The organism is Paenibacillus sp. FW507-14B1B (genome assembly GCF_058781425.1).
The window spans coordinates 924,676-950,194 of record NZ_JBYSWS010000002.1; the positions used below are offsets into that span (position 1 = coordinate 924,676).

General features: G+C 42.0%; 27 protein-coding genes. 6 read left to right on the forward strand and 21 right to left on the reverse strand.

The window, feature by feature from the left end:
• The first annotated feature begins 1 nt into the window (after position 1).
• The gene (locus AC3WJJ_RS12505) at positions 2 to 520 is read left to right on the forward strand and encodes a GNAT family N-acetyltransferase (RefSeq protein ID WP_492540974.1); all 519 of its coding nucleotides are present in this window, start codon (positions 2 to 4) and stop codon (positions 518 to 520) included.
• Positions 502 to 1,617: a YheC/YheD family endospore coat-associated protein gene (locus tag AC3WJJ_RS12510; RefSeq protein WP_492540976.1), complete on the forward strand. Its 1,116-nt coding sequence runs from the start codon at positions 502 to 504 to the stop codon at positions 1,615 to 1,617. Before AC3WJJ_RS12505 ends, AC3WJJ_RS12510 begins: the two co-directional genes overlap by 19 nt.
• Positions 1,618 to 1,700: 83 nt before the next feature.
• On the opposite strand, the gene AC3WJJ_RS12515 is transcribed toward AC3WJJ_RS12510, so the two are convergent.
• Complete coding sequence (locus tag AC3WJJ_RS12515; protein WP_492542040.1) at positions 1,701 to 2,387, reverse strand: HAD family hydrolase; 687 nt, start codon at positions 2,385 to 2,387, stop codon at positions 1,701 to 1,703.
• A gap of 199 nt (positions 2,388 to 2,586) precedes the next feature.
• Here AC3WJJ_RS12515 and AC3WJJ_RS12520 point away from each other — a divergent pair, with 199 nt between their 5' ends.
• A complete protein-coding gene (locus AC3WJJ_RS12520; RefSeq protein WP_422657843.1) occupies positions 2,587 to 2,856 on the forward strand; it encodes a hypothetical protein in 270 nt (89 codons plus the stop codon).
• A 91-nt stretch (positions 2,857 to 2,947) separates the two neighbouring features.
• Here the strand turns inward: AC3WJJ_RS12520 and AC3WJJ_RS12525 are convergent, their stop codons facing one another.
• From AC3WJJ_RS12525 to AC3WJJ_RS12570, 10 genes are all read right to left on the reverse strand, one after another.
• Positions 2,948 to 3,517: a manganese catalase family protein gene (locus AC3WJJ_RS12525; protein WP_422657844.1), complete on the reverse strand. Its 570-nt coding sequence runs from the start codon at positions 3,515 to 3,517 to the stop codon at positions 2,948 to 2,950.
• Between the two features lie 78 nt (positions 3,518 to 3,595).
• Positions 3,596 to 3,871, reverse strand: coding sequence for a spore coat protein CotJB (locus AC3WJJ_RS12530; RefSeq protein WP_422657845.1), 276 nt, complete (start codon positions 3,869 to 3,871; stop codon positions 3,596 to 3,598).
• A 3-nt stretch (positions 3,872 to 3,874) separates the two neighbouring features.
• Positions 3,875 to 4,096 (reverse strand): spore coat associated protein CotJA, encoded by a 222-nt coding sequence (locus tag AC3WJJ_RS12535; RefSeq protein ID WP_492542042.1) that lies wholly within the window; start codon positions 4,094 to 4,096, stop codon positions 3,875 to 3,877.
• Between the two features lie 153 nt (positions 4,097 to 4,249).
• The gene (gene ytvI / locus AC3WJJ_RS12540; RefSeq protein ID WP_492540978.1) at positions 4,250 to 5,281 is read right to left on the reverse strand and encodes a sporulation integral membrane protein YtvI; all 1,032 of its coding nucleotides are present in this window, start codon (positions 5,279 to 5,281) and stop codon (positions 4,250 to 4,252) included.
• Between the two features lie 38 nt (positions 5,282 to 5,319).
• The gene (locus AC3WJJ_RS12545; RefSeq protein ID WP_492540980.1) at positions 5,320 to 6,651 is read right to left on the reverse strand and encodes a hemolysin family protein; all 1,332 of its coding nucleotides are present in this window, start codon (positions 6,649 to 6,651) and stop codon (positions 5,320 to 5,322) included.
• Positions 6,652 to 6,675: 24 nt separating this feature from the next.
• Positions 6,676 to 7,815, reverse strand: coding sequence for a radical SAM/CxCxxxxC motif protein YfkAB (yfkAB, locus tag AC3WJJ_RS12550; protein ID WP_492540982.1), 1,140 nt, complete (start codon positions 7,813 to 7,815; stop codon positions 6,676 to 6,678).
• Between the two features lie 187 nt (positions 7,816 to 8,002).
• The gene (locus AC3WJJ_RS12555; protein WP_492540984.1) at positions 8,003 to 10,219 is read right to left on the reverse strand and encodes an MMPL family transporter; all 2,217 of its coding nucleotides are present in this window, start codon (positions 10,217 to 10,219) and stop codon (positions 8,003 to 8,005) included.
• Between the two features lie 39 nt (positions 10,220 to 10,258).
• Complete coding sequence (locus AC3WJJ_RS12560; protein WP_492540986.1) at positions 10,259 to 11,335, reverse strand: HD-GYP domain-containing protein; 1,077 nt, start codon at positions 11,333 to 11,335, stop codon at positions 10,259 to 10,261.
• A 95-nt stretch (positions 11,336 to 11,430) separates the two neighbouring features.
• Entirely contained in the window at positions 11,431 to 12,258 is an 828-nt protein-coding gene (locus tag AC3WJJ_RS12565) for an undecaprenyl-diphosphate phosphatase (protein ID WP_492540988.1), read from the reverse strand.
• An 85-nt stretch (positions 12,259 to 12,343) separates the two neighbouring features.
• A complete protein-coding gene (locus AC3WJJ_RS12570) occupies positions 12,344 to 13,774 on the reverse strand; it encodes a bifunctional metallophosphatase/5'-nucleotidase (RefSeq protein ID WP_492540990.1) in 1,431 nt (476 codons plus the stop codon).
• A gap of 105 nt (positions 13,775 to 13,879) precedes the next feature.
• Here AC3WJJ_RS12570 and AC3WJJ_RS12575 point away from each other — a divergent pair, with 105 nt between their 5' ends.
• The gene (locus tag AC3WJJ_RS12575) at positions 13,880 to 14,623 is read left to right on the forward strand and encodes a molybdenum cofactor biosynthesis protein (protein ID WP_492540992.1); all 744 of its coding nucleotides are present in this window, start codon (positions 13,880 to 13,882) and stop codon (positions 14,621 to 14,623) included.
• Positions 14,624 to 14,722: 99 nt separating this feature from the next.
• Complete coding sequence (locus AC3WJJ_RS12580; protein ID WP_492540993.1) at positions 14,723 to 15,769, forward strand: HD-GYP domain-containing protein; 1,047 nt, start codon at positions 14,723 to 14,725, stop codon at positions 15,767 to 15,769.
• Between the two features lie 69 nt (positions 15,770 to 15,838).
• On the opposite strand, the gene AC3WJJ_RS12585 is transcribed toward AC3WJJ_RS12580, so the two are convergent.
• The 9 genes from AC3WJJ_RS12585 to AC3WJJ_RS12625 all read right to left on the reverse strand — a co-directional run bounded on the left by AC3WJJ_RS12585 (position 15,839) and on the right by AC3WJJ_RS12625 (position 24,177).
• Entirely contained in the window at positions 15,839 to 16,717 is an 879-nt protein-coding gene (locus tag AC3WJJ_RS12585; protein WP_492540995.1) for a UbiA-like polyprenyltransferase, read from the reverse strand.
• Between the two features lie 6 nt (positions 16,718 to 16,723).
• The gene (locus tag AC3WJJ_RS12590; protein WP_492540997.1) at positions 16,724 to 18,043 is read right to left on the reverse strand and encodes an aspartate aminotransferase family protein; all 1,320 of its coding nucleotides are present in this window, start codon (positions 18,041 to 18,043) and stop codon (positions 16,724 to 16,726) included.
• Between the two features lie 108 nt (positions 18,044 to 18,151).
• Positions 18,152 to 20,131, reverse strand: a complete 1,980-nt coding sequence (locus AC3WJJ_RS12595) for a peptidase U32 family protein (RefSeq protein WP_492540998.1) — start codon at positions 20,129 to 20,131, stop codon at positions 18,152 to 18,154.
• A gap of 281 nt (positions 20,132 to 20,412) precedes the next feature.
• Positions 20,413 to 21,141, reverse strand: coding sequence for a glycosyltransferase family 2 protein (locus AC3WJJ_RS12600; RefSeq protein ID WP_492540999.1), 729 nt, complete (start codon positions 21,139 to 21,141; stop codon positions 20,413 to 20,415).
• A gap of 17 nt (positions 21,142 to 21,158) precedes the next feature.
• The gene (locus AC3WJJ_RS12605) at positions 21,159 to 22,265 is read right to left on the reverse strand and encodes a DegT/DnrJ/EryC1/StrS family aminotransferase (RefSeq protein ID WP_492541001.1); all 1,107 of its coding nucleotides are present in this window, start codon (positions 22,263 to 22,265) and stop codon (positions 21,159 to 21,161) included.
• The gene (locus AC3WJJ_RS12610; RefSeq protein WP_492541003.1) at positions 22,262 to 22,837 is read right to left on the reverse strand and encodes an acyltransferase; all 576 of its coding nucleotides are present in this window, start codon (positions 22,835 to 22,837) and stop codon (positions 22,262 to 22,264) included. Before AC3WJJ_RS12610 ends, AC3WJJ_RS12605 begins: the two co-directional genes overlap by 4 nt.
• Before the next feature lie 331 nt (positions 22,838 to 23,168).
• A complete protein-coding gene (locus AC3WJJ_RS12615) occupies positions 23,169 to 23,441 on the reverse strand; it encodes a YolD-like family protein (RefSeq protein WP_492541005.1) in 273 nt (90 codons plus the stop codon).
• Positions 23,442 to 23,591: 150 nt separating this feature from the next.
• Positions 23,592 to 23,990: a YhjD family protein gene (locus AC3WJJ_RS12620; RefSeq protein ID WP_492542044.1), complete on the reverse strand. Its 399-nt coding sequence runs from the start codon at positions 23,988 to 23,990 to the stop codon at positions 23,592 to 23,594.
• Positions 23,980 to 24,177, reverse strand: a complete 198-nt coding sequence (locus tag AC3WJJ_RS12625) for a hypothetical protein (RefSeq protein WP_492541007.1) — start codon at positions 24,175 to 24,177, stop codon at positions 23,980 to 23,982. Before AC3WJJ_RS12625 ends, AC3WJJ_RS12620 begins: the two co-directional genes overlap by 11 nt.
• A gap of 132 nt (positions 24,178 to 24,309) precedes the next feature.
• Here AC3WJJ_RS12625 and AC3WJJ_RS12630 point away from each other — a divergent pair, with 132 nt between their 5' ends.
• Positions 24,310 to 24,504, forward strand: coding sequence for a hypothetical protein (locus AC3WJJ_RS12630; RefSeq protein ID WP_492541009.1), 195 nt, complete (start codon positions 24,310 to 24,312; stop codon positions 24,502 to 24,504).
• A gap of 52 nt (positions 24,505 to 24,556) precedes the next feature.
• Here the strand turns inward: AC3WJJ_RS12630 and AC3WJJ_RS12635 are convergent, their stop codons facing one another.
• The gene (locus AC3WJJ_RS12635; protein WP_492541011.1) at positions 24,557 to 25,507 is read right to left on the reverse strand and encodes a hypothetical protein; all 951 of its coding nucleotides are present in this window, start codon (positions 25,505 to 25,507) and stop codon (positions 24,557 to 24,559) included.
• Between the last annotated feature and the right edge of the window lie 12 nt (positions 25,508 to 25,519).

The window sequence follows — 25,519 nt, forward strand, 5'->3', positions numbered from 1 at the left end:
TGTGGAGATTACAGCGATATCACCTGTTAATGAATTAGAATGGCTGGACATCCGTGAACAATGTAATGACTTTATAAGCCGCTTCGGCAGTCGGCGTCATACACAAGGTGAATTGAAACAGCTACAGAAAATGCCGTTTAACGAACTCCATCAACCGGGGACATCACTTATCGCCGCTACGGTGCGTGGAGAATATGGGAAAGTACCTGTTGGTGTATGTTTTGTCAGCGGATTCGGTCAGAAAAGTTTCTTGATTGCAATTCACCCTTTGTACCGTAACCGAAATCTTGGCCCCTCCCTGATCCTCTCTCAAAAATCCACACTAGGATATTTGTACTGCAAAGTAGCTGTTGACCATTATTCCAGTCTTCACATCTGTTTTGATGCCGGCATGCATGCCATTGCTTTAGAGCGCAGTTCCACAGGTAAACCAACACTCATCATGAGCACATGCCCGATGGAATCTCCCGCTTCAAACTCTATGCAAGAAGGTGACTTACTGTGCCTCAACCAGTTTTAGGTATTCTAACTTTATATTTAAACAATCGCAAAAAGCTTGAAGAGGCTCCTGTGTATGAAAGGATGATTACGGAAGGTCATAACCTTGGCCTAGATGTATTTGTATTTACACCAGCGGATGTTAATGCATCTCAAGGGCTGATCCATGCATTGCATTTTAATCCCCAAACTAGAAAATGGAGCAGACGCTGGCGTTCTTTTCCTCATATGATCTATGATCGATGCCGTATTCAAAAAAGCGAGCGTTTTGATCAATTAATCCGTTTTCGCTCCAGATACAAGCATCTGTTATTTCTCAATAGACCTCTTCGAAATAAATGGACCGTACATCAAACCTTATTCCGAGTTAAGCGATTTAGACCTCATCTACCGGAAACCATACTCATTTCAAGTATTGGAGATGTAACTCGAATGCTGGGCAGACATCACGCAGTCTATCTTAAGCCGATTAACGGGACTGGTGGTCGGGGCATTTTGCGCATCTCCAAAGGCAGCCATTCACACGACACTTACGAAATTCGTGGGCGGAACACACAGCGGAATATCATTACTCCAAAACGACTTTCTGTTGCAATGCTTGGGCCATTCCTGTCCAGTTGGGATATCAAGGGAAGATATCTGGTCCAAGAGGCCATCCCACTTGTACTGCCTAGTGGCAGAGTTCATGATTATCGAATGCTTGTACAGAAGAATGGCTTCGGAGATTGGCAAGTAACCGGCTGTGTAGGCCGTGTGGGTGCCCTGAACAGCGTCACATCGAACCTGCATGGTGGTGGCAGTGCAATGGGGATGAATGAGCTTTTAGAAGAATGGATTCCTGATGCATCGAAACGTGAGAAGATTCGAGAGGATTCTGCGAAGCTGGGTGTGGATGTAGCGAGCTTTCTGGAAGATCAATACGGTGCGCTATGCGAACTTGCACTAGACCTTGCAATCGACAGATCCGGTCGCGTTCTGCTTCTTGAGGTTAATCCCAAACCAGCAAGAGAGGTATTCTCCCAAGTCGGGGATAAAGAAGCCTATCGCGTATCGCATATTAGACCTCTGGAGTACGCATTGTGGATCTATAATAACCGTAAAAATGCAAAAAACGCTTGATTAACAGCAACTATCCTATCTTGGATAGAAATCATAAGGCCGCTTATGAGAAATCTTCCTCAGAGCGGCCCTTTTATCGTTTATTAGACGGATGCTTCGTATAAATCAATCAGCTCAGTGATAGATGAAATAATAACATCTGAGCCTTTTAGTTCCTGGTCATCACCAAAACCTGCATACTGACATCCGATAACAGTCTGTCCATTTTCCTTGCCTGCTTCTACATCCGATGAACGATCTCCAACCATCCAAGCGCGTTCAATCCCATGATTCTTAAGCAGAAGAGCAACAAGATCTACCTTGCTAGCCGTTCCATGCTGACCTGCACTATATAAGTCTTCAAAAAGTGGCATAATATTTCGAGCCTCTGCGATTCCCTTAACATAATGCTCAAGACCGTTACTTGCTACAAACAATCTGACGCCGCGACGTTTCAATTCTTGCAGTGTCTCTTCTACTCCCGGATACAGCACTGCATCCTTACCCTTTAATCCTTCAAGTTCGTATTGCAACAAGAGCTCGTCAGCACGTCGATGAGCTTCTGGGGAGCCATCTGGAAGCACCTTTTTCCAAATATCCTCAAGCAGCATTCCGAGACAGCTCAGCATCAATTCTTCCTTCGGTGTTCCCCCCGTATGAAGGCCTTCTGCTCGCAACGTATCGAATAATTTATGATAGGCAGGCAGTAATAAGGTCTCCGTCTGAAATAGAGTACCATCCATATCAAAAATCATCGCTTCCGGTTTTGTCAGCCTCTCATTTCTCTCCATCTCTCTGTCATTCCCTTCATTCCTCAAGATGATTGTAATATCTTTCCTCATCATAAAGGAAGGTCTTCCCCTCTGCAAACCTTCACTTACAAAAGATATAAAATTAAATTCGGGATATTGAAAATAAATTCATAACTTTTCATGGTTAGGATTGTTAATAGAGTATTAGGCAAGAAGAAAGGAAAGGAGCTTGATGAGTATGGAGCAAACCAAGCTTCCAATGAAACTTCATGAACTGCGCAGTGGTATCGATGCAGAACTTGAGCAATTAAGTGAGGACGAACAAGCGCTCATCCTCCAGCGGTTCTTGCAGCGTATACAGAAGTACAGAACAACGGGTAGTCATTTTGAGAATATAAGACAAGTATTTTCACCACCATACTTGTGGCTTCTTATTGGTGGCGGCATTGTCCTTCCGATCCTGCTGTACATCGTAATCATCTGGTCTTCATTGCAACTGGAAGGCTAGGGTCCGCTATGAATATTAGAGGGTATCCAATAATGGTCTTCTGACCTTAAGGATACCCTCATTTGCTATTCTATAACTCTGCGAGTAAGAATTAGAAAATCTTCTTCTTATCACGGTCTTCCTTAATAATTTCAACAGCTTCCCGGAAACGAATCGCATGAATAATTTCCCGCTCCCGCAGAAACTTCAGACTATCCTGAAGATCCACATCATCGGTCATATCGATCAGCCATTGATATGTAGCCCTTGCTTTCTCCTCAGCTGCAATATCTTCATAAAGGTCCGCGATTGGATCACCCTTGGCTTGAATATAGGCTGCCGTAAACGGTACACCTCCCGCATTTTCATAATAAAGAGCTTTATCATGATTTGCGTAGTGAGCACCAAGACCAGCCGCCTTCAGCTGATCTACTGTAGCATCCTTAGTCAGCTTGTAGACCATCGTTGCGATCATTTCAAGATGGGCAAATTCCTCCGTCCCGATATCGTTCAATACACCGATAACTTTATCAGGAATCGTGTAGCGCTGATTCAAATAACGAAGTGCTGCTGCTAACTCTCCATCGGCTCCACCGTATTGTTCAATCAGAAATTTCGCCATCATAGGATCACACTTGCTGACCCTAACAGGATACTGTAGCTTTTTCTCATACACCCACATAGGAAGAACCGCCTCCTCTTAAATATTACATGCAGCCGGGGCCTTTCACATGCAAGGCTACCCAGCCGCTACACTTTTCTACACTTGCCAAGGCCATGGACTCTGCGACCATTCAAATGGATATCTTGAAAACGAATGTCCAAAGTTCTGCAAAGGACCGTATAACTCTTGAAAATGTTTGGCCAGTATCATTCGCTCCTGTGCAAGCTTGTTGTATTGTTCAATACTCTTCAAATCATTTGGATGTGTATTGAGATACAAATTAAGCTCTACCAGTACAAAATCAATGGCTTGTAACTGTTCCAAAAGCTCATAATATCGCGGATCACCAACTTGCGGTCTTACTTCATCCATATTCTACTCACCCTTTCGATTTCTTGAGTTATACGGACTGTAGAGCGCAGGCCACAATGTACCATGCTTTAATGCATCTGCCGGACTAAACTGTGGCAGATCCGTTGGCTGAAACACAATAAACTGGTTCACAGGTACAACATATGTTCTATACGGTAATGGGGGGCAAGGATCAAATGGACCGCGAAACGGGACGTATACACGTTCCTCTGGATTCAGTTTCAACATTTATTCCTCCTTCACTCTAGACTTCGACTCAAACACGAAATCTCGGCTCTTCGTAACTAACATATGTCTTTCGCCCAGAAAATGAACTCAGTAAACACAAAAAAACCCTTTTCTCCGCAAAAAGCGAAAAAAAGGGTTCTGGAAATTCGGTTAGAACTTGATCTTAATTTGGAACAAGCCGGCCTTACGCATAGCGGAATATAAAATGATTACCATTGGTCCGATGAAAAAACCAATGACCCCAACCAATTTAAAACCGATATACATACTAATCAAAGCAGGAAGCGCGCCGATACCGACAGCATCTCCAATCACCTTCGGTTCAAGGACTCGCCTGATGACAGTGATCAGAATAAACATGATCATAAGTCCGATTCCAGTGAACAGATCTCCCACGATCAGGAGGTAAATTGCCCAAGGAATGAGCACTGAACCCACACCGAGTATTGGCAAAATATCGACAACCATCACAAGTAGTGCTATCGCCAGTGGGTAGTTAACACCCAGCATCAGAAGTCCTAGCAAGGTGATCACGTATGTGAACATACTTAGAATGAGCTGTGCCCTTAAAAACCCGAAAATTGAATTTTTAAGGCTGCCCAGCACTTCGTTAACTTGTGACTGTGAGGTCTCATCAAAGAAGGACAATACACTTGCCCGCATCGTATCCAAGCTGAGACTGAACAGAAAAAGTGCAACACAGAATACGATGGCTGTAACGAATAGGTTCGGAAGTGTCTTCGCAAAAGATAGAAACGAGGAAGACAACGTATTAACAAAGGATTGAACATATGAAGATATGTTGGACATAAAAGCAGTCAGACTATCTGCAAGACCTGGTTGAATGCCATTGAGCATCCCCTGTGCTTGTAAGATGGTGTTCTGTAGAAACTGGTTCGCACCTTCAAAGTATTCAGGAGCCTTGCTCCAGTACTCCACCAATTGAGCAAAAACCTGCATGCCCATTAAATAAGCAAGAAGCATCAGCAGGAGCAAAAAAAGTGTGCATGTAATCGTTGCTGCAGCTCCCCGGTTTAAACGAACTCTTTTGATTAACAAACGGGTAAACGGTTCAAGCGAAATAGCAAGGATTAATGCTAACAAGAAAGGTGCACCTACAGTGAACATTCCATAAATGAACAACAGGCCTAGACCGATAAATACCAACTGCTTCAGAGGCATAGTCCACTTCCTTCATATTCAATTCTTCCCAAACCTACTTATTCAGAAACAACTTCACTTGAAGCCGGTTTTCTATGAATAATAACACGTGTGACACGTAAGCGAGTAGATTCTTCAACCTCAAAGATAACCCCGTCAAACACAATTTTTTTGCCTTTCAGAGGACTTCCTTCGAGCTCTTTGAATAACCAACCACCGATGGAGTCTACCTTCTGCTCCTCAATCATTACCCCGACCAGATCATTTACTTCCTCAATGAGCATCCTTCCGTCAACAGATATGATATCGTCATTGATCTCGACTTCCGGACGATCGTCCTCAAATTCATCATACAAATCACCGACAATTTCCTCGAGAATCTTCTCAGCAGTGAGTATGCCTGCCGTGCCCCCATACTCATCAACGACTAGAGCGAGCTGTTCATGTCTTGTCTGCATCAAACGAAGTACTTGGCTGATCTCCATCGACTCCGGAACATCCATAATCGGTCTCACAAGAGACGCAAGGTCCTTCTGCTGCTCAGGCGTAGCCATTAGCAAGTCAGTAATGTGGATAAATCCAATAATCCGATCCTTATTCTCGGTAGCCACGGGGTAACGGGAATGCTTCGTTTCGTTCATAATTCGTAGATTCTCATCCAAAGATTGATTGGTGTACAGCACATCCATATCCGTACGTGGCAGCATAATCTCTCTTGCACGTAGATCGGAGAAATCGAACAGGTTGTCCATCAATTTCATCTCATTCTCATCAATCACGCCACTTTTGGCGCTCTCACTCATGAGAATGCGTATTTCCTCCTCGGAGTGGGCTGCTTCTGATTCGCTGGCGGGTTCAATTCCAACCAACCGGAGAATCCCGTTCGCAGAAGCGTTGAGCACCCAGATCACGGGGAGGAAAATACGATAGAACCATAACAACGGAGCAGATAAAAGAAGGGCTGTACCTTCTGTTCGCTGAATAGCTAATGATTTTGGTGCAAGCTCTCCTAATACAATATGCAGAAACGTGATGATACAGAATCCAATTGCTACCGAAATGGTTGTAATCAGCACTTCATCCGTCATTCCCAAATTGTGCATTAGTGGTTTCACTAACAATTCTGAAATAGCTGGTTCCCCAATCCAGCCGAGTCCGAGTGAGGTAAGTGTGATTCCAAGCTGGGTAGCGGATAAATAAGCATCCAGCTTGCGGTTCACTTTAAGTGCGATCCCCGCCATGCGGTTCCCTTCACTAACCAGCTGGGTAAGCCGGGATTGCCTCATTTTGACCAGAGAAAATTCAGCTGCTACGAACACACCATTTAATAATACGAGCAGGAAAACCAAGAGCAGGTTTAAAATCAGTTGCCCGACCTCAAACTCCTCCATCGCGATACGCCTTCTTTCCAGATTCTAGTTTGTCATTGCTTTTCTAGTTTTAAAATCAATACCCTTGTAGTACATATCCGCAACCAATAAATTCGGACCACAGCAACTTGCTGCATCACAGTGGCAATTCACGGTCTGGTTAAGCGGATGACCTGTTGACCATGCATCAAATACATCATCGAGTTTTTGATCCTTAATATTACCGAAAGGAGGAATATCAGCAAAATCCGTCACGTAAACGTCACCCGAGAATAGATTAACATTTACTCGATTACGTCCGTCGGGATCATTACGCACTGTAATATTCGGCTCCATACGAAGACGGTTGATCAGTGCTTGATCACTCTCATCATGGCTACATGCGAAGAAAGGAAGTGTACCAAACAGCATCCACATCTCAGGATCACGAACATCTAGAAGACGATGAATTGCTTTTTTCATGTCAGCAAGGGAAAGAACGGGTAAAGAAGCTGCAAAGTTTGAAGCGTACATTGGATGCACCTCATGACGCTTACAGCCCATTTGACCAATTAATTTATGGATTCCATCCAGCTTCTCGTGCGTACGATAGTTAATCATAGACTCCGCTGAGATAAACATTCCTGCCTTGCTCAGCTTCTCCGAATTCAGCATCATCGTATCATAAAGCCGATAAGCTGCTTCTTTCGATACCGGGTGTCCACTGTTAGCAAATCCAACTTCATGAAAATCGTCACCATTCAAATAATTGAATGAGATATGCATGACATCCAGATAAGGAAGCATTTTCTCATATCTACCGAGCTCAAGCGTCAAGTTAGAGTTGATCTGGGTGCGAATGCCTCGTTCCTTCGCATACTTCAATAATGGAACAATTACATTATCTACTGTTTTACCCAAAAAAGCCGGTTCTCCACCTGTTAAGCTAATTGTCTGAAGATGCTCGACCTCATCCAGACGTCTAAGCATCATATCAAGTGGAATCATCGGCGCCTCTTTCATAACTAGCATATCGCCAACTGCACAATGCTCACAGCGCATGTTACATAAATGGGTTACCGTCATTTCAACGCTAGTCAGCACATGCCGTCCATGATCACGTAAAGAAGTGATTGGATCCCAAGGATCATAACTAGGTGACATTGGCTTACAGACTTGTTGATAAGATCTAGCAGTATTACTCATTGTTTTCCACCTTTATTTCATTTATTAACCGAATGCAATAGATACAATCGGTTATTTCTAAGCATCTTAGAAAATAATCCATTCCACTATTATAGCATATCTATAAAAGGAACCTCTCACTAGCACACGCTCATATGCCTTTGTATGGGCTCAGTGTTACATTCTTTAATTCATTCAATATGTTGTTCTACTTTTTAGACTGACGGAACATCCACTTGGGACTCCACCAATTCACGTTGCCCAGTAGTTTCATGAATGCCGGAACAAGTAAAATCCGAATGATTGTCGCATCGAGAAGAACCGCAGCAGTTAGACCAAGACCTATTGCTTTCATGACTTCATTATCTGTGAATATAAATGCTCCAACCACAACGGCCAGAATTAGCGCAGCACTCGTGATTAATCCCCCTGTATTCTCAAGTCCTTCTGCCGTACTTCGCTCATTATCACCAGTAGATTCATAACTTTCCATAATTCGTGACAGAAGAATAACTTCATAGTCCATTGAGATTCCAAAAACGACGCAAAAGATTAATATTGGCAGAAGTGCGAATACAGAACCGGTATTTGTCACTCCGAGCCAATTAGCGCCTACACCTTCTTGAAACACCCATACGACAATTCCAAGTCCTCCCCCAAGACTAAGCACATTCATAATTCCCGCTTTCAGAGGTAAAACAACAGAACGGAAGGCAAATAAAAGTACAACATAGGTCGTAATAAATACAAACAAAAGCACATAAGGAATTGCCCCTTGGATCTCTTGTATGATATCCATCTTATACGCTGGAGTACCTGTTATGTATGTCTTAATTCCCTCTGTATCCATACTTCGAAGGTAATTGATCAGTTCTTCAGTCAGCTTATGGGAATCCTCGTATTTTGGAACGATTGCAATAACAGCCATGTTATCCCTTACTACATGATACTTCTCCAGTTGCTCACGGATCTCCGTTTTTGATAAGTAATCTGCAACCTCACTCACCGAACCACGAGATACACTTGTATAACTCTCGACTCGTTGCACTCCTGGTAGCAATCTTACCTGGTCCATGTAGTTCTTTATCGCTCCGATGCTTTGAACAGATTCGTAAGAGGCTGGAAGATCGACCGCAACTAAAATGGCATTTAACTCTCGTAAATCATAGGCTTGTTTTAACAAGTCATATCCTTGACGGGATTCATACGAGGGTGGTAACACCTCTGCCGCTGGAATCTCAACTTTCATCGTTCTGACTGGAGACATAGCAATTAGCAGCAGAATAATAACGGAGATGGATATAATAATGGGCCTCGCCATAACAAAAGAAGAGATTTTACGCCACATTCTAGGAGAGTGCTGGTGTAGAGCTTGTCGAATACGACTACCGAAGATAGGTAGCGAATTAATTCTTGGACCTAGCGTAGCCAACAATGCAGGCAACAGTGTATTTGCAGCAAGTACTGAGATGAATACGACCGTAATTCCACCAATGCTGAACGAGCGAAATATCGGCAAATCAATAAACGCCATCGCCAGAAACCCAATCCACACCGCTGCACCAGAGAAAACAACTGCTTTTCCAGCCGAAGCACAAGAAACAGCTACTGCCTGTTCTATATCGCCTTTCGCCATTTCCTCGCGAAAACGGCTGACGACAAATAAGGCATAATCAATTCCAACAGCTAGACCTAACATGGTTACGACATTCGGAAGAAAGTTACTAATTGAACCGTCAAGAACTGCTACGAAATAAAGAACTCCCATGGTCACTATAACACTGACCAGCCCGCCAATCAGGGGCAGGAGAGCCGCTGTAAATGTACCAAATACAAATAACAGGATTATTAGGGCAAGTGGTAGGCCAATAATCTCCGCTTGAAAAATATCATTTTTCACAGCAGTATTCATATCTGCAAATATGGCCGTATTCCCTGTCACATATGTGTCTGCACCACGAATTGGCGGGATATCATTTCGTATCGCCTTATACTGCTTCAATGCCTCAGCGGCCTCTTCTTTCAGTAATACACTTACAGAAAGGATATGATCCTGCCCTGGCTGTCTAGAAGCAATATTAATATACATATCGCTTACATAAGGCTTGTCCTGAAATGGAGCAAGCTCTTCAAGGATACGCTTCTGCTGTTTGCCTGTGGTTAGATTCTCACCCGTTCTGCTAACAATAACAATGTCTAGAGAAGTGGTAGATAAGCCCAATCCATTCTCTAGCTTCTCTATTCCTTTAAGATACGGACTTTCATCCGGCGTGAATCCATTCTGGTGAAGCTGAGATGGAAGCAACAATGCAAGTGGAAGCATGCAACAAAATAAAACAAACCATGCAGCAACAATGGCTCGGCGGAAGCGGTAAACAATTCGTCCCCACCTATAAAGAAGTGTCTCTTCGCCATGTTGTTTCACAGTTTGTCCTCCTTATTAGCTAGATTCATCTGAGCTGTCTTATCCAGTACCGGCAATCATAACAGCAAGTGATTCCGACATATCGATTTCGTAAGGTTGCTGAAGTTCCTCCCCTTCCGAGTTGTTCAAGACACGAATTACAGGTCTGTGAGGCACATCATAGTTAATCTTAGACACTACCCCAGTGTCCCCTGTCGAAAGGCGTACCGTCATCCCAGGAGGATAGATAGCAACCCGATCCCGGAACATTGCAAGAAAACGTTGTTCATACAGCGTTCCCGAACCGGCATACATCACTTCTACTGCTTGATGTGGTAGCATTGCCGGTTTATACACCCGGTGTGTTGTCATTGCGTCATATGAATCCGTTATAGCAATCCATTTAGCGTATTCGTGGGTTTCCGCACCCTTCAAACCCCGAGGGTATCCTGACCCGTCCAGACGTTCATGATGCTGGAGTGCACAATGGGCAGATAAGAGAGGAATATTCGGCTCATCCTTCAATATTTTGTATCCAATCTCGGTATGCTTCTGCACCTCACGGAATTCCTCTTCCGTTAGACGACCCGGTTTCTGTATGAGCCCTGGAGATATCCGAGTCTTACCAATATCATGTAGAAGTGCTCCTAATCCAAGAACTCTAACCTCGTCCCTACTGTAGCCATAAGAAATGCCCAGAACCATTGAATACAAGCATACGTTCAATGAATGCTGATACAAATTAAAATCGTTCGTGTTCATATCTGTAAGAAGCACCATAGATTCATTAACAGAAGATATCTCATCCATCATATTCTCCATCATTCCAGAAAAGGTTTTGCCCAAGTGAAGGAAACTACCCTTTAATGTTGGACGCTCCTCCAAGTTTTTGAAGCCTTGACGAATGGAGCGAATGGCTTCAAGCTTCGTCTGCTGTGAAACCAACTCGGGAATAACAATGTCTTCAGTCATTGCATCCTCAATATAAATATAACTAAGGTCCAGGCCGTCCAACCTGCGGATTATGCCCTCCGTCAGCTTCACACCCTCTGCGAGCAGTATCAATCCGTCGCTGTTGTATATTTTTTTGCCGAGAACCATTCCCGGCTTTAGTAAAGATACGGGTATTAGACGCAAACTTACACTTCCTCTGCATACGAAATAAGAATTGATTCGCGCCACATGATCATCGAAGCTTCTAGCTTAATAATTATATAATACATGCAGCTTCACTACTGCATAATAAATAACCAGAATACAGCAGCCAAGACAAAGCGATAAATTGCGAAATGAGTCAGCCTTATTTTTTGGATTAGCTTCATAAAAGCAAGAACAACGAAGTATGCAACAACGAACGAAACAATAAATCCAACTACGAACAGGCCAAGCACGTCTGAAGTAAAATAGTGATAGGATTCCAGAAGTTCATACCCTGCTGCGGCACACATAATCGGGATTGCGATTAAAAAAGAAAAGTCTGCAGATGCCTTATAACTGACTCCGCTGAGCATTCCACCTGAAATGGTTGAACCTGAACGTGAAAAACCAGGCCAGAGCACAGAAATGATCTGATATAGACCGATTAACAGTGCTTGCTTATATGTTAAGTCATCGAGTTCGTGAGATGTGATTTTGGACTTTGTTCCATTGTACCACTCCGCAAATATCATAAATATACCACCTGCTACAAGAGCAAAAAGCACAGTCTGTGCACTGAACAGACCTTTTATAAAATCCTTAGCAAAAAAGGCAACCGTAAGCGCTGGAGCGATCCCTAAAAAAACGTGGATCAGGTTAAGTCTATTTTCATTCTTACCTCGTTTGGACAAGGGCTCCGTATGACTCCAGCCGAGAAGGTTCATAATACGACGCCAATACACGATTGCAATGGCAAGGATCGCGCCAAGCTGAATCACAATCTCAAATGTCTTCATGATTGGTGTCTGATCGTTGTATCCCATGACCTTGGCAGTCAAAATCATATGCCCTGTTGACGATACCGGAATAAACTCCGTCAGACCTTCGACAATTCCCAGAATAATGGATGCGATAAAATCCATAACTATCCCCTTCCTATCTTAACTCTTAACTTTGTCCCTTCATATGTATGCTCGGACAATAGAAGTTAGTCGGGAGGATTCTTAATCAGGAAATCCAGCGTGGAAGAAAGCTTTCTGCTAGCGCTCCAGGTCTGGATAACTCATCTCTAAGCAAATCACGAATGAACTCAGGTAACATATATAGTACATCTCGGCCTCTGGCCAAGGACTCATAACCAACTTTAAAAGTGAACATATCAAGTGTTCCGACCATGTATTCCCGATCCTTATCGATAGGCACACCTTGCACAGAAACCTGTTTGATCCCATGAGTGTTACTTCCTTCACTATGGACCAGCACTTCTAATCCATCCACAGCCAATACCCCAAGCACCTTGCCACGGAAACCAAAACCCATAATCTTCTTATCATAATACTCCGGGAGAAGACTCTCTTCCAATGCTTGAATTATATCAGCGCCGTTTAGCTTTACAAGGCACGGATTAATCGGTGATGGACAGAGGGAATGTATCATCCCCGTACTAATTTCTCCTGCAGGGAGTGAGCCTAATAACTGACCCGCATTTACGATAGAAATATCCGCGTTTGTGTGATGTCGAACTGCTTGAGCAAGCAAATTGGCAAAAGAAGATTCCTGATCATACTTAATCTCAAGCTTTCGATCTGTCACCGCTACTGTTTCCTTCAGATACTCTTCAGCTTGTTCCCTGTGAATAAGTATGGCCTTCTCTACATGGGGGTCCAGTTCTGAGTGCTCAACTGGAATGCACCCACCACTCTTTACTCTAAAATCCTCTTGCCCTTCTTGTCTCTCCATCACAACTTTCCCTACATAACCCCCAAATTTTCCTGCCCCACATACAGCAGTACCTTTAATAAACAGAGGCTCTTCCAATAGATGATGTGTATGGCCCCCAAGAATAATGTCGATTCCGGATACTCGTTCTGCTAATAATTTATCCGCTACAATTCCCAGATGAGACATCACAATCACTACATCCACTTGATCTCTCAGTAAATGTACTTGTCTAGCGATAGACGCTTCGGGATCTCTGGAATCCCACCCCAAAAGAGTGTAAAAACTATCAAATGCTGCTGTTGCACCCGTAATTCCAATTTTAATCCCATTCTTCTCCAGAATGATATGCTCATTCATCCAGACCGGTGGCTTGCCTCGGTCCAATTCAAAAATATTGCAACATACCACTGGACATTGCAGGCCAGAATAAGCTGTCTCCAATTGCTTAAGTGGAACAGTCAATCCCTCATTATTACCAATCGTAATGGCATCGTACCCTGTCAAATTAATCACATCGACGTTTGCCTGTCCCATTGTTCCTTCCGTCTCCACGGCAGCTCTGTCCATATGATCACCTATATCAAGAACGAGTACAGCATCTCCAGCAGCTTTCCTTTCCCGGGAAATAACCGCTGCATTTGCACTCATCATCTCAAAATGGCTGTGAATATCATTCGTGTGCAGTATCGTCAACTTATCAGTATTCATCTGATTCATTGCGGCCCCTCCCGTGTGATTGTCGTTTTTTCCGGTCCTACAAGCATAACATTTTAACCAGGAATATGGTATATTGTAGCCCATAAGAATTCGAGGTGAACCTATATGAAAAATTATATTAAAGTGTTACTTTTTGCAGGCTTAGCAGACCGCGTCGGTGCATCCACACTAAATATAACTGTAAATCAATTCCCAATTACTGCCCAAGAACTAAAAAACAGGATTCGCGATGCTTATCCGCAAGCTTCAACGCTGATCGATATATCATTTACAGCTGTAAACCAAGAGTACGCGACGGAGGATCATCTTATTACAAGTGAAGATGAAGTCGCTCTGATCCCTCCGGTTTCTGGAGGCGACGGTTTATCGCACGAAGCAGAGATGAAACATACTACGGGCACAACACCGGATGGAATGTGTGTGATCACGTCTGAACCATTATTACCTGAGGAAACACTTCGGAAAGTTCTTCATCCTAACCATGGTGCATCTTTGAATTTTGTCGGAACAACAAGAGAAATGACCGGCGACCTTCGCACTGTTTCATTAGAGTATGAGGCTTACATCCCTATGGCACTTCATGAATTACAGAAAATTCGTGACAGAATAAAAGACCAATGGCCCGGTACAACTTGCGCAATTTCACACCGAATTGGTTCCGTCTCTATCGGCGAAATCAGTGTTGTGATTGCAATTTCTTCACCCCACCGCGATATATGTTACGAAGCAAGCCGTTACGCTATCGAAGAATTAAAGCGAACCGTACCTATTTGGAAGAAAGAAATCTGGGAAGATGGATCTGAGTGGAAAGGTCCTCAAAGTGGGTCTTGGGACCCATTATACAAATAATTCGTAGTTAATAAGTCGTTGAAAATCCAGAATTTTCTTGCTAAGATAGATTTATGATTTAAATCTGTCAACTCAATTACAGGTAAGAGGTGCAACGATTTGAGAGTATATGTCACAGACCTGATACCCGGAGATCAAACACAGCGAGAAATTTTTAACAGCAACGGTGTCCATGTCTTACAAAAGGGAACGGTTTTACGCCTCGAAGAAATCTCTAAGCTCCATCAACACAACATTGACTATATCGATATTGAACCTCGCGATATTCTCTTGTCTGTCGATCCTTCTTCCGAAACACCGGAATCGTTGAATAAAGTTAAGCCTCATTTTGACCAAGCGATAGATGGCATCGCTTCTGTTTTTACGGAAGCTATAAAGACTGGGAAATTCAACGAAAATGTCGTTCATGACTCATTCCAGCCCGTTGTTGGTTCTTTAATGGAGCAAAAAGATGTCGTCTCACTGCTTCTGCTCCTTAATGGAAAAGACGATTATACATACAAACACTCAATGCAGGTCGGCATGCTCTCATACTACCTTGCCACATGGATGGGATACGGCTCTAAAGAATCCTACGAAATTGGTAAAGCTGGATATCTGCACGATATCGGAAAGAGCCGAATTCCTGAAGAGATCATCAATAAGCCAGACAAACTTACAACGGAGGAATTCGAGGTCATTAAACGCCATACCTCCTATGGTTATGAGATCATTCGAGAATCAATTGACGATGAACAAACCGCTCTTGTAGCACTCCAGCACCACGAACGAGATGACGCTAGCGGATACCCACATCGTCTTCCTGAAGAAAAGATTCATCCCTATGCTCATATTGCAGCTGTAGCCGATGTATACAGCGCTATGACAACCAACAGAGCCTATCAGTCCAAACAACAGTTACTTCATGTACTTAGGGAGCTTTATAGTCTCAGCTTCGGTAAATTAAACGCTAAACCTACTCATGCTTTTATCCAGCATATGTTGCCCAATTTTATCGGCAAAAAGGTGGTCCTTACCTCCGGTGAATCAGGAACAATCGTCATGAATAATCATTCAGACTTCTTCCGTCCACTGGTTCAGACCCCACTTGGATTTATTGACCTTTCTAAGGAACGGAATTCTGCTATTCAGGAAATACTTATATAGTTCTCTCCAGATAAAGAAGCCTCTCGAAGTGATATATACTACTTCGGGAGGCTTTCCTATTGACTACAGCTATCTGATAATTAGAAAGTAATCAGCCATCGTACAGAATAAAATCACCATACTAATCACCTGATTTAAATTGTAAGAAGCTACATTCATTCGTTTTCGGCTTGAAGGTTTGATAATATTATGCTCGACTGCCAGCAATAGCGTAGCTGTGATAATACCAACTAAGTATAACCAGCTCAGGTCTTGAAGAATGTAAAGCGAGAATAACAGCAGGACCATAATGGTGTGTAAGCTTCGTGAAATGAAGAGCGCACCATCTAGGCCGAACGCTTGGGGTACACTCCAAAGACCTGTTTTACGGTCAAAATCAATATCTTGAGTAGCATAAATAATATCGAAACCACCAATCCATAACATTACGATGGTGCCAAGCACAAATGGAGTAAAGGCAAACTCACCTGTAACAGCAAACCATGCGCCAATTGGTGCTGATGCGATCGTGAACCCAAGATACAAATGACAGAGCCAAGTAAAACGTTTTGTATAGGAATAAGAACAGATCAACACAATAGCTACCGGTGACAACACCAAACAAAGTGTATTCAGCATTCCTGCTGCGAATATGAAGATTGCAAAGTTGACGACCACAAAAGTGGTCACTTCACGTTCATGCAGCAATTTTTGTGGAAGATGACGATGTGCAGTTCTCGGATTGGCTGCATCGAATTTTCGATCGACCAGACGGTTAAACGCATTGGCCCCGTTACGTGCGGCAACTAGCGCGATAAGTGACCATAGAACAACATGCCCCGAGGGTACTCCTCCTGCTGCCCATATCATCGAGATGAGTGCAAAGGGGAGAGAGAACAAGGTATGCGAGAACATAACCAGTTCCCCGAACATACGAGTCTTGTTAGCAACCTTTCTTATCACTTCCATGGCATATCAACACCCCTCTGATTCAACAGCTGTTAGCACTTCATCCAAGACTTTTAGCATGGCATCAACGTCCTGTGAAGGCATAATAATAGGTGGTTGGAAAGCCAGTACATTGCGTCCTGTTCCATTCTTACCAAGAATGTATCCACGATCTTTCATTCGTTCAAGCACTTTATCTGTCAGAGCAGCACTTGCTTCTGCATCTTGCCCTCTCAGCTCTGCTCCACACATGAATCCCTTACCACGTACATCTGCAATAAGTGAATGCTTCTTCTGCAAAAGACGAAGACCTGCCAGAAGTCGTCCTCCTACCAATTCCGCTCGCTCAACCAAACCGTTGTTCTCGATGTAATCCAGTACAGCCAGTGCTGTTACTGCTGAAACGGGGTTCCCACCGAAGGTAGAAGCTGAGGGACGATTGAAGCTTGCAGCAATTTCATCTGTTGTCGCAAAAGCGCCGATCGGTACTCCATTACCAAGCGCTTTGGCCATCGACATAATATCCGGCACAACACCATAATGCTCCATCGCGAACATCTTGCCTGTACGACCGAATCCAGTCTGAATTTCATCCGCGATAAGTAGTACACCGTATTTTTCAAGAAGCTTCTTCACTTCACGGAAATAGAAGTCCGGAGGGGTAATCATCCCTCCATTGCCCTGAATAGGTTCAACGATCATAGCTGCTATCGTATCCCCCTTCTCTGTAAGGACCTGACGTAGCGACTCAATAGACCGGCGTGCAGCAGTCTCGTCATCCAATTCTGGATCATAAGGGCGCGGGATAAATGTCACTCCAGAATCAAGATAATCATCGGAACGCCACATCGGAATCCCCGTTACTCCCATCGTCAGGTAAGTACGACCGTGCAATCCGTATTCAAGTGCGATAAAATCACGGCGCTTTGTATGCAACCGTGCAAGTTGCATCGCACCTTCGTTCGCCTCTGATCCACTATTACAGAAGAAAGTACGTTTCAAGTTGCCGGGAAGCACTCCGCTAGCTAATTTTTCCGCAAGATCCACCATAGGCTGCGTTAAATAGATGGTTGTCGTATGCTGTAGCGTCTGGAGCTGCTCAATGGTCTTTGCCGTAATCTGTTCATTACAGTGACCGCAAGCTACAACAGATACGCCTGCGAAAAAGTCTACATATTCACGTCCTTGTTCATCATACAGATACTGCATCTTTCCCCGTACAATCTGAGGGGGATTGCTATAGAAGTGATGGGTACACGGAAAAAAGTATTGTTTACGCTTTTCTAACACGCCTTCTGGACCGATATGTGATGTATGTTGACCTTGGTCTTGATTCAGGTTGCTCATATTTATCCACCTCTCGTGTAAACTCTTGTGTAGAAGTAAGTTCTCTTGCAAGAAGCGGCAGACAGGTTGTCTGCCGCTCTCACCTGAGTGCTGCAATGCGCTCTCTATTTAAACTTCAACAAGATCCAGCTTTAGTGCTTGGCCAAACTGTAATGATCCAAGTGTATATCCTGCAAAGATCGGATCCATTTGTTCAAATAGCATGCCGCATTGATCCAAGTGTTGCAACGCTTGTTTATAGACCTTAACAATATTACCAAGCTGCTCAGGAGTATACGTTTTGCCTTCGATACGGAAATGGTTTACCCCGGCTTCATGTAATTCCTTTAACATTGGTAAGTAACATAACTCTTTCGAGAGTGCTAAGTGATTACGTCCGCTCCAATCGCGATAGACCGGGTTCTCACCTTTGTCTGTCATCAATACAAGGTACTGATTATCAACATACTTATTATCTTCTTCTCCAATGGATTCAATAACTTGTGTATTCTCATAGAGATCAAGCTCAAGGTACATCACAATCGGCGAACCGTGAACAATAACTTCAACCGGCACATGTGTATTGTCTAGCAGCTTCGTCAAATCATTAAGAGGAAGTTCAAGGGAAGCGTGAACACGTTCCATGTTAAACCGTTCATGATAAAGTGAAGCTGACATGTGATTAAACACGTTCAAGTTAAAGTCTGCGATCATAGGTAGTGGTATATCACGGAACTTATGCATGGCACCGATATTCGTTACCAACAAACCGTCCAGTCCGTAAAATGCGTGGTTAGCACCAGCACGGATGAATTGGTTGTACTGCTCCATATGCAATTCTGTCATCATTCTCGGCATACCGAGTACAACTTTAGTTGTTCCTTTTTCAGCAGTAAGTGCCTCGATCTCTTGCCGGGTAAACGGACGATCCGGTTGAAACACATCGCCTGTCAGATAGATTATATCCGCACCAGCTGCCATTGCTGCGCGAGCTTGATCTACATTGTTCACATGCACACTTAATTGCGGTGTTGTTGTAGAAGCCACTTCACACTTCACACTACCAAGTGTGTCTCTCACCTGCTTGACTCGCTCAGGCTTAAGCTCACGCTCTGCTGTCGGTGTACTGAAAACCTTCCCCGTGCTGTAGAACTTACCTGTGCCTTCGTAACGCCGATTAATGTAATCCAGTCCCGGTTTGCCAAATGCATAACCTGTCGAGAAGTCTCGTTTGCGGTTCTCATATAATGTGTCCGCATCCTCTTTACGATTAAATCCAATCGGGTCTTCGATATAACGATCAATAGCATCTCCGTAGGTATTCACAAGTGTCCGCAGGAACTCCTCATCACGCATCCGCCCTTCGATCTTAAACGAAGTAATGCCGGATTTAATAAGCTCTGGAATATGCTCATACATGTACATATCTTTCGCTGCTAATGGATATTCTGTTGGGTAGATGTGGCCGTCCTTCTTCACCCGGTAATCCCAGCGACAAGGCTTCATGCAGCGTCCACGATTGGCGCTATTCCCAAACAGCATGGAACTAATCAAGCAGTTCGCCCCGTGTACCGTACACATGTCACCATGAACAAAATATTCAAACTCCATTCCCGTCTTCGATTGCAATAATTCAGCAGTATGCAGATCCATCTCACGCGAAGCTACAACACGCGTAACGCCCATTTCCTTCAAAGCCTCAATCATTTCAAGGTTATGAACATTCATCATGACAGAAGAATGCACAGGAATGTTCGTTAGATTCAAATTCTGAATAAGTGGAAATACCGCTAAATCTTGAGCAATAATCGCATCGGGACAAGCTTCATTCAAGAAATTGAAGTAACGCTTGGCTTCCTCCAGGTCCTCTTCGTTCAACAGATTATTCACCGTAACATATGCGCGCTTACCACGATCATGCGCCATCTTGATTGCTTCACGAACTTCCTCATAACTCAGGTTGTATCCTTTACGCATCATTCGCATATTTAGGGATGGTCCCCCAAAATAAACGGCATCACAATTCATATCAATTACAGATTTAAAAATTTCAAATGTACCGGCAGGAGCCAACAGTTCTACTTCTTTTCCATTAAAATATCTGGCCACAGTCGTTCCTCCTTAACCCCTCAATAAATATCTTTAAATTTTAAGTATCCTCATTATAACACCGAATAAATTGATTGTGACACAATTCACAAATTGTTAAATGTAAAGCGATTTCAGTACCTTTAATACGCTCTAAACCGTCTTAAAACCAGCGTTTCTATGACGAAAATCACAAGGTTTTGCTCTTACTATATTTTAATTTATTGCTACATGTGAAAAGCTCCTCCGACCGCAGAAGGTTATTATCCCACCTTTCTACTGGACGAGGAGCTTTTATGTTTTTATAACACTCTTGTTGCTGCATTTTTTAATCCTAAGTATTGCCCTAAACGATATTGTTCATTCCATAAATATTGAACACCTTGTGCATGTGCAATATCATTTTTTCGCAACCCTTGTTTCAAGGTTAAATGTCTTGCATTAACATATTCGAATCCCAAATATTTATAATGGAGCAAGCATACTTCCGTAGTCGGTGGACTAACAATATTCCCTACCGGAGAAGCACTATGTCTACCTGGAGCAAAATTCATCTCCTCAATCTCATTCGGATTAAATATTTGAGGTTTATCGTATAGGTGAGTCCGGACACCTTCTCTTATCGTTTCGTGCAAGAGGTCCGTGCTATTCGGGAAAAAATCTGAAACCATTTCATACCCGGCCGGGATAACTAATGTCTTACCTTCCGATTGGCATTTTTCCAAGTAGCTTCTTAGATCTGGGTGATATAAATGTTCATCTAAGTCACATACAATAATCCAATCTGCCTTTCCTTTGCTTCGTTTCCAGAATTGATTGAACAGATCCATTGCTGACATTACGAGAGAATCACCGTCTACTACAAAGCTATCGATATTAACTTTTGGATGTGCCTTCAAGATAGATAAGGAGCGATCTGTTGATCCATTATCATAGATAAAGTATTGATCTACAATGTTGTCATAGTAGTTAAAGAAAAAAGGGAGCATTTTTTCCTCATTCCAACAAATGGCGTACACATGTATCTTCATATCGTATCCCCTTTGTTTTATCCCATTAAGATAATATCGCAAATCTTATCCACATCCTCCAAATCTAAACTAGCATAAAGAGGCAGCGTAAGGACTCTCTTAGCAATGTACTGTGCTACTGGTGTCTTATTCACATCAAATTTTTCGGTATAGCAAGTAAATGTATTCGTTAGGGGATAAAAATATTTCCTTGCATATATATTATTCTGCTTTAATCTGTTAAATATTTCATTTCTAGTACATCCAAAGGCTGTTTCATCAAATATAACTGGGAAATATGAATAGTTTGATTGCACTTCATCTTTACTACTCATTATTTTAATCCCTTTGATATTAGAGAGATTTTTGCGATATCTTTCTACAACTCTTTTTCGTTTGGAGATTACTTCTGAGAGATGTCGTAGATTACAAATCCCCATAGCTGCTTGAAACTCATTCATTTTGGCATTTGAACCAACTCCCCCAACCAACTCCTCAGAGACAATGCCAAAATTTTTTAGACTATAAAGCGTTTTTCCTAGATCTTTATCTGAGAAGGCTATCGCTCCACCCTCTAGCGTATGAAATACTTTCGTAGCATGGAAGCTAAACATGGAAGCATCTCCAAATCTTCCAATACTTTCGCCATTAACTTTTTCACCAAAAGCATGTGCTGCATCATAAATAACTTTTAAATCATACTTCTTCGCGATTCGATCGATCTCATTCACATTGCAGATGTTCCCAAATACATGAACAGGTAAAATCGCTGAGGTTTTATCTGTTATTAACTTTTCAATTTTGGATACATCTATTGTATAGTCTGCAAGATTAATATCACAGAATACCGGTGTTAATCCATTCCTAACGATCGCATGAGTTGTTGATGCAAATGTAAACGGAGTTGTAATAACTTCCCCTGTTAAATTCATCGCCTGTAATACAAGTTCTAATGCCAAATGTCCATTCGTAAATAAAGATAGATTATCTACTTCTAAATATTTGATAAGATCTTGCTCCAACTGATTGTGGTACTTCCCCATATTCGTTAGCCAAGCCGTTTCCCACATCGGTTTGATTTCATTAATATATTCTTCAAAAGGAGGTAAGAAGGATCGAGTGACAAATATCGGATCATCTTTCACTTTCCATTCTCCTCTTTAAGCTGCTGTTCTAAATCAAGCAGCCTTCTACTTCTTTTTCTCAACTCTTTAAAAGGAATCCCCGCATTTATCGTCCATGCATTAGAGTCCTTATTAATTAAACTAAGAGCTCCAAATGAGCTTCCTTCTTGTATGGTGACTCCAGGTAATACGATGCTTCCACAGCCGATAATCGAATGCTTACGAATAACTACCTTTTCATTGGTTACATGTTTATATTTATCCGGAACCATAGGGTTCGTCATCGTTTCACCAGAATAATCGTCGCTAACCGAATAGATGGAAACCCTTGAAGAAAGGTTTACAAAATCATCAATGTAAATGCCCTTATCTCCTCCATACAAGGCGGTATAGGCAGCAACATGTACATGACTTCCTACCGTAATCTTCCCACTCAGAAGACAAAAATCATCAATACGCACATGATTACCAATATGAATATGCCCTGGACTATAGATACTTGCTTTGCGGCTGATCCACACATCAATCCCGTATCCGGCTAATCCAAGATCAGCTAGTTCAGCTTGCGTGTAAAAGCTATTTATAGCCTTCACCCCCATCAATTATTAACGTGGCAAAAGCATTGTGTTCCGAGGTCTAACTTAACTATATGTTCAGGAATTCCAATTTGTGATTCTAATTGTGGGTATCATGAGTACAGAATTTAACCCAAAAAAAAGAAGGCGAACTTAAAAAGTTCGCCTTCTTACACAATATAATATTAACCGATAGAGCCTTCCATCTCGAACTTGATTATTTTCGTCTATTTTAGGTGTATATAATAGAAGAGAAATTTCGATAACTCGTAGGTTTGTCCGCATTTCCGTATAAATAATTATCGTAACTTATTCTCTTGAAACGGACAAAAAACGGACAATTAAATGATTAAAGTGCTGGCCTTTCTGCTCTTATTATATCGATAAACGGAACCTTTATAACGTCCCCCATACGATCACGGATATGAACAGATTGTGTGCTCGGATCCATTTTTGCAACTACGCCATTCACAATTTCCTCGCATCTCCAAATTGAAATAACCAATTGCTCACTGCTCTCCTTCGCTATCATCAACTTTTCCGCTAATTCCTGTAACTCAAATTCATCTCTTGTTGGTCTGGACACTTTAGTCTTTTTTGGTGGTTTAGGCACGGCATTCATGTAAATCCCTCCTAAGATGTAATATATCCCCTTTATCATAGAACGAACATATGTTCTTAGAAAGTATTTTTTCACATATATGAAAACAATTTACATTAAGCAAAACACTAATAGCTCGCTGGACGATCCCAACGAGCTTATAAACACTTCTCATTTCTTTGAGTATTCCTTCAACAGTTTCGCTAACTCAGACATATACTTGGTTAGCTGTACACTGATTTCAGCTCGCATCACATCTCGGGTCATGCCAAACTTATCCTCATAACCTCGACAGTTATAACGATAATAAATTATAAAATCAGAATGTTCTTCGTTTAAAATCTTAATATTCCGCTGTTTAAATTCACGTCTTATTTTGTACGTGTCCTGCTTTATCTGCTCGAGAATCTTCTGGCTTGCAAGGATATAAAGTCGTTTCATAATATTGGTGGAGTATGTAGCATCATCGATGCTTTTCTGAACCATCTTTTCCATATGAGGCAGCAGGATATAATCGCGGATCATTGTGCGTTCTTCGGGTGTGATGATTTTACTCTTCTCAAGATGCATTGATTTCACCTACAGGTTTCGATGCCAATATATTCCCTTCATCAAATACACGGAGTTCACCAGACTTCAGACAGTTCGCTTTCACTCGTCCTTGTCTTACTCCTAACACCTCAATGCGCCGTTGTGTAATATTACCCTTACGATCCTCATAAATGATCTCAACAATCCGCCCTATGTATTTCTTCATCATGATCGCCTCCATTATAGGAACGTTTGTTCTTATTATATGCAGTATAGGTTCGTAAAGCAATCATAAAAAGAGGATTTATTGTAAGTTTGCAGAATAATCGACATAAGGAAAATTTGGGAGGCACTACTTATGTGGAAAGATGAAATACTTGTGGCAATCGATTCAAGACAATCAATAACCATCCAATTGTCAGATGGAGAAGTCTTACAAGGTGTACCGGAGAGTTGTTCCGATCGCGTGAAGCTGAGGAATGATGAAGGCGTAGTATTTGTACCTATAGAAGATATAGAGCATGTGAGCAGATTCAATAAATTTTATCATTAAACAAAAAAACGACCCTGCCAGCATAACCGGTAGGGTCTCAACAATACTTTATTTAATTATCAAGAACCTCGTTTTCAGATTCCGTTTGTTTAGATAGCTCATTTATATTTTCAGAAGTCTCTTTAATCTTCTTAATTTCTTTCGGATCGATAGATAGGTATTTAGGAAACTCTTCTTTGATTTCTCTCGGAGATCCTAAAGCAGGATGTATCTCTGCGCCTTCATAAACTAAGCGAGCTAGTGTTTGAATTGAATACTGCAGTTTAGCAATATACTCAGGATCAGCATTAATTGTGCCATCCGATAATAATTCTGTTGTTTGTATTTTTACATATTCTTTAACACTAGCTTCAGTAGCAGCTAAGACTTGTTCTTGAACATCTGCAGCTGTGTTTAAACTTCTAATTTGAGTTTTTAGCAATTCTGTTTCGTAGTATTTATGTCTTACATTCATTACAGCATCCATTACTTTTCCAATCCAATTTACTGCTGTAGTTCCAACTACAATGTTTAACCAGAGAGATCCGGATTCAAAGGATTGTAATTGAACTTTACCTTTTATATCATCATTTACAACCAGGATTTCTAAAGCCTTATTCAAGTCTTCGAAAAAATTAGATATTTTCGGTAAATCGGTATAGTCTGGTAATTTTACATCTATTGATTCCTCTGTTCTTTCACTTGGGAGAGCTTCACTAACAAGCTTTATAACTGTTGTACATTTGCTAATGATCGAATTTATGTTATTGAGTACAACATTGAGTGACGATTGATCTATATAAATTGTGTCATCATCACTTCTATTGTAATAGATATAGTCAAATTCCCTCAGAGATTTAACTTCTTCTTTAAGGAACTCAAATTCAGATAATCTTTCGATTGCCGACATGACCCCCTTATAGTTTTGGAGGTAATTTCTACTACTACCATCTAAAAATGCTATTTGAGTTTTTATGATATCAAGATTATCACTTACAATTTGTTCTATTTCTCTAATACGCACTGTCATTCCCCC